8 protein-coding genes are annotated in these 10287 nt (G+C 58.0%); 3 read left to right on the forward strand and 5 right to left on the reverse strand.

Features of this window, described 5'->3' with window-relative positions; translation table 11 throughout:
* The first annotated feature begins 54 nt into the window (after positions 1-54).
* Positions 55-747 (forward strand): prolyl oligopeptidase family serine peptidase, encoded by a 693-nt coding sequence (locus F4Z81_13105; GenBank protein ID MXW05987.1) that lies wholly within the window; start codon positions 55-57, stop codon positions 745-747.
* 21 nt (positions 748-768) lie between these two features.
* Here the strand turns inward: F4Z81_13105 and F4Z81_13110 are convergent, their stop codons facing one another.
* Positions 769-3042 carry a hypothetical protein gene (locus F4Z81_13110; protein ID MXW05988.1) on the reverse strand — a complete coding sequence of 758 codons (2274 nt, stop codon included), beginning with the start codon at positions 3040-3042 and terminating at the stop codon, positions 769-771.
* 393 nt (positions 3043-3435) lie between these two features.
* On the opposite strand from F4Z81_13110, the gene F4Z81_13115 reads away from it, so the two are divergent.
* Both F4Z81_13115 and F4Z81_13120 read left to right on the forward strand, forming a co-directional pair.
* Positions 3436-5841, forward strand: a complete 2406-nt coding sequence (locus F4Z81_13115) for an FtsX-like permease family protein (protein MXW05989.1) — start codon at positions 3436-3438, stop codon at positions 5839-5841.
* A 54-nt stretch (positions 5842-5895) separates the two neighbouring features.
* On the forward strand, positions 5896-6288 hold the full coding sequence (locus tag F4Z81_13120; protein MXW05990.1) for a VOC family protein: 393 nt from the start codon (positions 5896-5898) through the stop codon (positions 6286-6288).
* A 2-nt stretch (positions 6289-6290) separates the two neighbouring features.
* Here F4Z81_13120 and F4Z81_13125 read toward each other — a convergent pair whose 3' ends face one another.
* From F4Z81_13125 to F4Z81_13140, 4 genes are all read right to left on the reverse strand, one after another.
* Positions 6291-7250 (reverse strand): hypothetical protein, encoded by a 960-nt coding sequence (locus F4Z81_13125; GenBank protein MXW05991.1) that lies wholly within the window; start codon positions 7248-7250, stop codon positions 6291-6293.
* Positions 7251-7296: 46 nt separating this feature from the next.
* Complete coding sequence (locus F4Z81_13130; GenBank protein MXW05992.1) at positions 7297-7875, reverse strand: GNAT family N-acetyltransferase; 579 nt, start codon at positions 7873-7875, stop codon at positions 7297-7299.
* Between the two features lie 35 nt (positions 7876-7910).
* Positions 7911-8342: a hypothetical protein gene (locus F4Z81_13135; GenBank protein MXW05993.1), complete on the reverse strand. Its 432-nt coding sequence runs from the start codon at positions 8340-8342 to the stop codon at positions 7911-7913.
* Positions 8343-8566: 224 nt separating this feature from the next.
* Complete coding sequence (locus F4Z81_13140; GenBank protein MXW05994.1) at positions 8567-9985, reverse strand: RNA polymerase sigma factor; 1419 nt, start codon at positions 9983-9985, stop codon at positions 8567-8569.
* Positions 9986-10287: the final 302 nt, after the last annotated feature.

Raw genomic sequence — 10287 nt, forward strand, 5'->3', positions numbered from 1 at the left:
AAGCCCGATATGATTGCACGAATGTATTTCACGCTGGTGCTCGCGTTCTGCTGCATGCTTCTGATTGTCCGCCCCAGCGATGCCCAGTCCGAAGATAGACAGGTTGCGAAACGTCTGGCGCCTACAAACGGAGAGCAAATCGAGATGCAATACCTGCTTTATCTGCCACCAGCATACGACGAAACCGAAGACAAATGGCCATTGCTCCTCTTCCTGCACGGTGCCGGCGAGCGAGGAGACGACCTTGAACTGGTGAAAGTCCACGGACCACCGAAGATGATCGCGGAAGGGGAGGACTTCCCTTTCGTGGTCATATCACCCCAATGTCCTGAAGGCGTGTGGTGGTCCATCGAAACACTTCATGCACTGATTAACGAAGTCGTCGCAACCCACCGCATCGATACGTCCCGGATCTACGTGACCGGTCTCAGCATGGGCGGGTATGGGTCGTGGGGTCTGGCCTACACCTATCCTGACCTGTTCGCCGCAGCCGTTCCCATCTGTGGAGGCGGGGAGCCTGAGAAAGCACCGCTGATGAAAGAGATTCCGACCTGGGTATTCCACGGCGCGAAGGACGAAGCCGTGCCGCTCGAGCGATCACAGGAGATGGTCGATGCGCTTGACGAAGCCGGGGGCAATGTCCGCTTTACCGTGTACCCGGAAGCCGGACATGTCGGGGCATGGGAAAATGCGTACGGTGATCCCGAACTTTGGGAATGGTTGGTGAGCCAGCGGCGATCCAGATGAAGCCTACAAGTCCGGAGACCACTACTTAGGTCCCAGGCGCAGCCGCAGTATCCCACCACGGCCCTGCGAAACCTCAAATGAATACGCCCGGCCGCCCGCACTCAAGCGGAACCGGTCATCCTTCCGTGTAACCCGGGCCTTCGACGTACGCCCGCAGAATGCCAGGACCAGGACGTCGGCGGCTGCACCCGCCACCAGCCGCGTTGATGGCTCGGTAGCATCCGGGAGAAAGCTGACCAGACTGCCGGCTGCGAGCCCCGGAGGCGCATAGGGTACCTCCTCCTTCCGCATGGTCAGGCCGCTGCCAAATACTGAAATCAACTCCACCTCCCGAGATCCCGCACCAAGACGGGCGCGGTCTCCCTCCAGGCCGAGCAGATCCACGGGATTCAGCTTATAAGCCAATTCGCCGCCACCGGTCTCGGGTCCCAGGCCAACGGCCGGGTCCACGGTAAGCCGGCGTCGACCAGGACAGTGAAGGTCAATCAGGGACAGATCGCAGTCCGCAGTTACTCCGGGCGTCTGTATCGAGCCGCCAAAGGCCAGGGCGGTATTGGGCCTGGCGTAGAACGTGCGCGGCTCCTTCCGCGAAGCGAGACCCTGCGAGTCCCGTCCCATCTCGCCGAAGACCGCCGGGTCGTCCAAGCGATTCGACTTGCCATCAAGGGCAATCTCCATCCACGGTTTGGCGCCGCGCCGGTTGAAGCCGTCCCAGGCGATCTGCGCTTCGTGCCAGGCTCCCACGCCTACCGTACCCGGAGCATACACGGTAACCAGGTTGCTGTTCTGGCTTTGCACGCTGAAACACAATCGTCCGTCCGTGTCCACAAAGAGCGCGAAGGTGTTGACGCCCGTCCCGAAATGCCCGCCTACACCGTTCCCTGCATTGAACAACACCCTTGGGCTGTTCGCGCGTCCCCGCAACCGGAAGCGAATACGCAGGCGTCCACCGTTGGCGCGGAACCAGGGTTCTGCGTCATATTGCAGGGCATCACCCCCACGCAACCGGATATGCGAAACACCCTCTTTAACAACCCGCACGCCGCGCGGACGACGCCTCAGCGCAACGAGCAGGATCGGATAGTCTCCCCGAGAAACCCAGTATTCGTGCTCGGTTCGCCTGGAGTAAACACGCAGCCGTTGCCAGTCCTTCGTGCGCTTCAGGCCGCCCAATTTGGCGACGTTCTCGTTCTGGCCGCCCACGCAGGGCAGGCTGCCGCAACGCACCGGCTGGGCCTCGAAGGCACTGATGGTCTGAAGCAGGGGACTGCCCGCCCAATGAACGTGCAGGTCCATGAAGCTGGCAGCCAGACCGCCGTCATACCCGCTGACACATAGCATGGCTGCATCGGGATCGTGACCGCTGCGCATCACCGCGAAACGGCCCGTGTACATGTCGAATCGTCCCGCCAGCGTCGTCACGCGCCGCGCCCTGGTCGGCCGAAACGCGGGATCATAGTAGCAATAGGCGTACGGCCCGTAGGAAATCATGCACTCCGCCGTCGACCCCTTGACGCCCATTCCGAAGCGTAACAACCTGCCCAGGCGGGGATCGGAGAGCGCCACGTCGCGCAGCCTCCCGTCTCCTGCCTCCTGGGCCAGCCTCAGCAGCACCGGCGAATTGACATTGAGCTGGCCGCCGAGCAGGATGTTTGCATTGGGGGGATAGTAGAGCTGATCGGGTATCTTGCGCGCGGCTGTCCAGTGGGCGCGGAACCAGTTCAGCGGCAGACGCAGCCTGGCGGGTGCCTCGCCAAGCAGGTCGATGCCGGTTACATTGCGCAGCGCATCGGCGAAATGCAGCAGCCAGAGGTTCTCAAAGCCCCAGAAGGTGGGCCCATCGATGGGCTCGCCACCGGGACCGCAGCCGTTTGGAAGAATGGCTCCGCGGAATCGATCGATTACCCCCTGCAACCATGTTTCGGCCCTGGGGTGCTCACCCAGCAGGTGCACCGCGGCCACCCCGAAGTGCCCATAGTCGACGACGGTGTGGTGCCCGCCCGCCGTATTGTGACGACGTTCGTCTACGTACGGCCACCATCGTTCCATCAGCCCCGCGAGGCAATCACGGACCTGACGCTTCTCGGCGTCAGGTAATACCTCGTCCATCAGGTCGAGCGCAAACGCGAAAGCATGCATATAGCGGTTGGCGGTGTAGAAGTGCTCCTCCACATGGTCGTCGTGGTCCCATCCAGCGGCTGCCCGCAGCCATGCGCGGGCCCGTCCAAGCCAGCGCGGGTCGCTCGTGAGCCGCCAGGCAAAGGCGTAGTTCTCGATCAGGGCCGTGGCCTGCATGGCGGTATAGAAGGTCAGGTAGAGCTGGTGGTTAGGGTGCGGGCTGTGCGCCCGACACGGAACCCGTCGCCAGGGACGCTGGCCTGCATACAGTTCACAGTCGGCCAGGAGTTTGGAGAGGATGCGACGACGGACCGGATCGGCCGGAGCCTCGAAACGGAAGCCAGGATCGTCGGCAGGCCTGTACAACCGCGGTCTTTCATGGCGGATTACGGGGATCGACGCCTGTTGCGATGTGTCGGTCATCGGATCGGTCGAGGGATCAGTCATCATCAAATTCCGGTATTCCAAGATTGCGATAGTAACTTATGTTGAGTAACTGAAATCAGGATGTATCTTGCATAAATAACACTTTCCAGCATAGCACTTAATCTTCCTTTACGCGAGACAGAAGTGCTCCAAAACTACCTCACCGTCGCCGTTCGAAACCTCCTCAGGTACCCTGCCTACACGCTCATCAACATCGTGGGGCTCGCGATCGGGCTGTCGGCCTGCATGCTGATCCTGCTCTACGTCTGGGACGAGTTGAGCTACGATCGGTATCATCCCCATGCCGACCGGGTATACCGGATCGTCGATGACATAGAAAGCACCGGACAGACCGTGCGGACGGCGGGATCGCCCTTGGGTTGGGGACCCGCCCTGAAGCGTGATTTCCCCGAAATCGAACTGTTCGCCCGGGTGAGGGGCACGACATCGGCCTGGTTCATCATGCATGAAGAAAAACGTTTCTACGAGCAAAAGGTCATCTGGGCCGACGCGGCCCTGCTTGAAATGTTTTCCATTCCCTTCGTCACCGGCGACCCCCGGACCGCGCTGACTGAACCGTATTCGATCGTGATATCGGAGGAAATGGCCTTCAAGTACTTTGGCGACGTTGATCCCATGGGGAAAGTCCTCAGGGGGGATAACCTGTGGGATTTTACGGTGACCGCCGTCATGCGGAACATCCCCGCCAATTCGCATCTGCGCCCGGACATGATCATATCCCTCCTGACACGAAATGCCCTGTATCCGAACAGCCTCGATGAATGGGAGATGCACGAGAATCAATATACCTACATCCTGCTGCATGAGAACGCCTCTCCGGATGACCTGGAAGCGCAACTGCCTGCTTTTTTAGAACGGAACAAGTCGGGCAGGTTCAGCGAATCGACCAAGGTATTGAGACCCTCGCTGCAACCGCTGTTGGACATCCACCTGCATTCGCACCGGGACAGCGAGCTCGAACCCAATGGTGATTTTCGCTACGTGGTGCTCTTCCTGATCATCGCGCTGCTGATTCCGCTTATCGCATGCATCAACTTCGTGAATCTGGCCACGGCGCGGTCGGCCATGCGCGCTAGGGAGGTGGGCGTGCGCAAAGTGATGGGGGCCAACCGGTTGCAGTTGCTGGGGCAGTTCCTGGGAGAAGCCGTCGTTATGACGGGACTCGCCATGATCGTCGCGATCGCGCTTGTGTATCTCTGCCTGCCCGGCGTGAATGCGCTGGCCGGAAAGCAACTGGACTTCGCGCTGACGAACGGATTGGTGCTGGGGGCACTCGTGGCGGGTACCCTCGTGATCGCAGTAGCGGCCGGCAGCTATCCCGCGGTCTATCTCTCAGGCTTCCTGCCCACCGAAGTATTGAAAGGAAGTTTGAAGTCGGGAACACATGGGATGGGGCTCCGTCAGGTCCTGGTCGTGATCCAATTCGTCATGTCCATCTTTCTGCTGATCAGCACCGCTGTCATATACGATCAACTTGAGTACATACAAAACATGAGACTCGGTTTCAACAAAGAGCACGTGATGGTCGTTAAAATCACGGGACGTGAGCAACGGGAAAGCACCCCGGTACTGAAACAGCGGCTGGCGCAGTTGCCCGGTGTGGTCGGAATGGCGACGACCGATGGGGTCCCGGGCGTGAAGGCACCGCGGATTATGGCCGTCCGTTCTGATGAGATGAGCCCCGAGGACAATCTCATTGTATCCCTGCTCACATCGGACGACCGGTTCCTGGACGTCATGGGAATAGACCTCGTGGCGGGCCGGAACTTTCCGGTCGAATGGGGTATGGATTCGACCATGGTCATCATGTTGAACGAGACTGCGGTACAGAAACTGGGCTGGGAAGCGCCTCCCGATGCGATCGGCGAGTCAGTTGAATGGATTGAATACGGTGGATTACGGGGACGCGTGCTGGGGGTCGTGGAGGATTTTCACCTCCAATCGATTCGCGAGGAAATCGAGCCGATCGTATTCACGCACTATCCCCCCTACTTCACCGATGTGCTTATCCGGATCAGGCCTGAGGACGTAACGGACACTATCTCCCGGATCGAGGAGGTATGGCAGGAGGTCGATCCCCTTTACCCACTGGCATTCACGTTCCTCGACGACGATTTCGACAGCCTTTACCGCGCCGAACGCCAACTGGGTACGGTCTTCGCTGTCTTCGCCTTTCTTGCGATCCTCGTCGCGTGCCTTGGGCTGTTCGGTCTGGCATCCTTCTCAATCCAGCAGAGAACCCGTGAGATCGGGATCCGAAAGGTGCTCGGAGCCACCGTTTCAGACATCGTGCTGCTGCTCTCCAGGGACTTCATGAAGTATGTCCTGCTGGCCAACGTCATCGCCTGGCCGTTGGCGTATTTCGTCATGTCCCGATGGCTGCAGAACTACGCCTATTCGGCGGGAATCAGCTTTGCGTGGTTCATCGCGGGAGGCGTCGTCGCGCTCGTCATCGCCTGGTTGACGATCGGGGCGCATGCGCTGGCTGCGGCGGGCAGGAACCCGGTCAACGCGCTGAAGCAGCACTGACGTTACGTTCACGAAAGTGATTGGAGTCGACGAGCGGTCAACAGGAGGTCCAACATGTCGCAACAAGACGAATTCGGCCTTTCGGCCATCGGCCAGGTTTCCGTCACCGTGAAGGATCTCGACAGGGCCGTTTCCTACTATCGCGATCAATTGCGCATGCGGTTCCTGTTCCAGGTGCCGAACATGGCGTTCTTCGACTGCGCGGGCGTGCGTCTCATGCTGAATATCCCCGAGGAGGGGTTTGAAGATATTCACACTTCCATACTGTATTACAAAGTCGACGATATACAGGACGCCTATGGGGTTTTGAAGGACCGGAACGTAAAGTTTGTTGGACGGCCGCACAAGATCGCCGATCTTGAGGATCATGAACTGTGGATGGCGTTCTTCCGGGACAGCGAAACGAACCTCCTGGCACTCATGGCCGAGATTCCCCACCAGGTATAGCTTCAGGAATAGACCCGCTCCAGGTTACGTTCCGAGTGATGGAGAGCCTGATACAGATCCCACAGTTCCTCCTCGATGGCCTCCCTGATTTCGTCCGTCACTTTATCCCGTTTTGACGCGCCATCCGGCACGAACGGCACGGACTCCCCATCGTGCTTCGAGTAGAATCCGAACGGCTCGAACATTTTATCATATTCTTCCCTGGTCACCTTGAGTCCGAAGAAGCGCAGGATCCTCGGGAGGTTTTCGGGCTTCAACTGCGTATAGTCCACGAACAGGCAATGATCGCAGGTGTTTTCAATGGCGATCCGGAGCGTGGACGATTCAACCCGTACGCTGAATGCCAGATCGCTCATCCGTTCGATCGCTTCTATCGGAAGGCCGGCATCAAAGGCGCCTTCGGGAGTGTTCTTGTTGCGGATGAACCACGCGGGCCCTTCGAGAAAGGTCGGAATGATCTCGTAAGGATTGCGATAGAGGAACAACCACGGGACGCCGGGATAGAGCCCTCGGATCATTTCCAATCGTTTAACGTGATTGCTGGAGAACTTAACGAAGAACCGTTCGTGTACCGGCAGCCGTCTGTGGCCATAGATGTTGACCAGGGACTGGAAATATGATGCGCGTTTATTCCTGAATACCTCTTCGTATTCAACACCCAATAGTTGTTGTACAGGTTCCGCTTCTTTGATCACAATGTGCCGGTCCAGGCTCGACAACACCTTGGCTAGCAGGGTCGAACCGCATCGCCCCACGTGGAAGATGAACCCTGAAGGCGCAAGGGCGTCAGCATATAGATCCGGCGTCTCGAGTACTTCGAGATCGGTAACCACGGTCAAAGCGTCGGCATGCTGCGAAAGTCGTTCTTCCGCGGAGATCTCGAGAAAAGTCTCGCGCAGATGCATGTCCCCAAAGTCGAACCACGTGATCTCGCGGTTGTCGCAGTGCAGTTCGAGCGGCAAAAGACCACGCCGGCTGTTGAGGAAGGTCTTTACTTCCTCAGTGGACTTATTTCTTAAATCCTGTCTCGGCATTCAAGCTCCCCGCACTACGGCGCCCGGATGCCGTTGTCCATTCGACAGGCCAACAGGCCAATCGTCGCTCGAAGTACAGTTCCAGGCCGTCCTCTTCATCAATATGGCAACCTGTTTCTCGAAACCCCATCGACCGGGCCATTCGCAGGGATGGTACATTATCCGGGCTAATCGACAGGACAAAACATCGCTGATCATGTTCTTCATACGCCCATTTCATCAATCCGATTGCCGCTTCCTTGCCTATGCCACGTCGGCGGAAGGACTCACCGATTTCATAGCCGAGTTCTACTCCATCCGCCGCTACATTTCGAAGTTCCTCGGGACCCGGCTCGGAATGGAAACCGATTCGTCCGCACATCGTCTGCGACTGCTTTAAAACAATGGCACGCGACAACCAGGGCTGCGCCTCCGGGCGAGCATGTAGCTGTCTCAGTCGCGTTCGTAAAGTGCGAACGTTGATCACGAAATCTTCCGGTATCGTGTAGCCGCCAATCTTCTCCGCCAACACACGATTCCGGGCGAGTAGCGCTTCCAGCAGTCCCGGGCTCATCGATACCAGTTCCAGACGACTCGTGGTAATACGTTCTATACCTCACCTCGTTCTGATTGTGAGGCAACGTCCTCAATAAACGGTGGAGGACTTTGCTTCGGTGTGCCAAGTGTACCGGCCTCCTGTTCCCTGCTGATCCACTCTCTGTAGGCCTGGTCTCTTTCTTTCCGACCCTCTTCACGACCCTCTTCACGACCCTCTTCCCTGTGTCGTTGCTTAATTGATTCGTAAAGCCATCCCATAAAGTCCACTCCTTCTATAAGAGTAAATGTAGCGAAAATCGATGATACACCGATCTTGACAATGTAGTCCAATACAAGCTCGACTGAAAGTACGTAAACCCCGAATTTCCAGATAACAACATGGCCTGCGGCCGTGAGTGCCAGATAGACGACAGTAAACCACCATCGAGTGTTCTCGGGAACTCCCCAGACCGCGACACGGTTTCGAATGCGGTATTCGTCCAATGAGGTTCTCGTGCTAATTGGTTTGCTCCCCATATGGTGTATGAAACATTCGCAAAGGCTCTGACCCGAACGTGGCTTGATGGAACACACTGATCGACTAAATGCAGGATGCCGCATTGACCGATAGGGAACACGCTCTGAGACTCCTTATGCATAAGAGTCGGATTCTTGCTGTTGAATCTAGTGATATTCATGCACTCGCTTCGTTTCATTGGCAGAGCCACTTACGCTCTCAGTCCACATGCCACGTCCGTCAGGCTGTCGTAGTGATGTACGTACTTGACGCCGTCGATTACGAGGCGGTCGGTATGCGGCAGATCCTCCTCCCACGTCATTTCGACGCCCCAGGAGTGGGGCGGCTTCTCCCGCTTTCCCCAGAGGTTTCCGTTGTATCGCCGGAACAGGACCGTGCGGCCCGCGCGGGTGACGAACGCCATGACCAGCACCGCACGTTCGGACGCATCTTCGTCGATGTCGAACACGCGCATGCATTCGAAAGCCCGGTCGCCGATGCGCAATGTGTAAAGGCCGTGCGAGAACACCTGCGGCGCATCCGGGTTTTTCGTCAACGTACCGTCGGCTTGCTCCGAGAGGTAGCCCTTGTCTTCGACATGACGAGCCGACATACCCCAATCCCATCCAAAGTCCTCATCTAGACAGGTCAGCAGTTCCCTGGTGCCATCGGATTTCATGCTCTCGACGGCCAGCCAGTGCACTTCCGTCTCTGTCAGGCGGCCCCAGAACCGGGTATGGCGGGCCATCTTGTCCGGATCGTGGTTGAGCGGAAGTAGGCCTTCCCGGTCCTGATGGCGATGTTCCTCGATCTTGATTTCGACGCATTCCCGTCCGTGTATGATCGCGTGTCGGCGGGCGGCTGCGGTTTTGTCCTCGGTCAACTTCCAGGCCGTTCCATCGCGGGTTGGCTCGTAGTCGGCCCAACAGACCTGCTCGCCGATTTCGGGAACGATGAACCACCAGGCCAGCTCCCGGAAATCGATGGAGAAAGGGGTACCTGTACTTTTCTCGATGGATATGTGGGGCCGAAGTTCCGGAAACCCCTTCTTCCCTGTGCTGCTTTCTGCGCTCATGGCCGTGCTCCTTCTGTTCGTGGTCACGCCCAGTTCGGTGCGGACCATGTCCCTGCCGTGGGACAACCTTCGCTTGATGGTTCCCGGTGGACAGCGATGCCGGGCCGCGATTTCCGCTATGCTCAACCCATCCAGGTAGAACGACCTGAGTGCCGCCCGTTCCTTCTCGGGTACGTGATCGAAAGCATCGACCACATCCTTCGCTGCCCGGCGTTGGCGGACCGCCGGCACACCGAAGCGGTTCAACATGGTTGCGAGTTCCTCCGGGTCGACGAATTGCTCCCTTCGCTGTGCAGAGCGCAGGTAGTCGGCGCACCGATTGCGCGCGACCTGGTAGAGCCAGGCCCGCACATGCCGGGGTGATTTATCGCGCAGTCCCGACCAGGCGTGTACGAGCGTCTCCTGCAGCACGTCTTCGACCGCGTCCACGGCACCGATTCGATCCCGGATCAATGCCGCCAAGGAACGTTCATAGCGGCGGATCAGCGTCACGAAGGCCTGCTCGTCGCCGGACCCTATCCGTTGGACCAGCCTCTGATCATCGAGGAACCCCATTAGATCGCTCTCCCTTCATCTAACAGGGCGAAGTTCGAGGGGAAAAGGTTCGGTGGGCGGGGAGACTCTGAATTGAGGAATCTAACTCAAGTTCGGATATTGCGTTTAGTTCTCGCGGAGCCACTCTGAAACAAAATTGGAGTAGTCATTGTAGGTGAGTTCTTCCAGTTCGATTGGGATGGCCGCACACATGTCTGGCAAATCGGATTCAAATTGTCGAAAACGGCGCCGAATTTCGCTACCACCTGGAATAGTTATGCGACCGGAGGCATTGTTCAACCAGTTTCGTATGTGATCGATCT

It is taken from the genome of Gemmatimonadota bacterium (assembly GCA_009835325.1).
GTDB lineage: Bacteria > JAAXHH01 > JAAXHH01 > JAAXHH01 > JAAXHH01 > JAAXHH01.

What these genes read in the sequence shown, in the direction of transcription:
- F4Z81_13105 (MXW05987.1), top strand. Translation starts at nt 55, where the DNA reads ATGCTTCTGATTGTCCGCCCCAGCGATGCCCAGTCCGAAGATAGACAG.
- F4Z81_13110 (MXW05988.1), bottom strand. Translation starts at nt 3,042, where the DNA reads ATGCAGGCCACGGCCCTGATCGAGAACTACGCCTTTGCCTGGCGGCTC.
- F4Z81_13120 (MXW05990.1), top strand. Translation starts at nt 5,896, where the DNA reads ATGTCGCAACAAGACGAATTCGGCCTTTCGGCCATCGGCCAGGTTTCC.
- F4Z81_13130 (MXW05992.1), bottom strand. Translation starts at nt 7,875, where the DNA reads ATGAGCCCGGGACTGCTGGAAGCGCTACTCGCCCGGAATCGTGTGTTG.
- F4Z81_13140 (MXW05994.1), bottom strand. Translation starts at nt 9,985, where the DNA reads ATGGGGTTCCTCGATGATCAGAGGCTGGTCCAACGGATAGGGTCCGGC.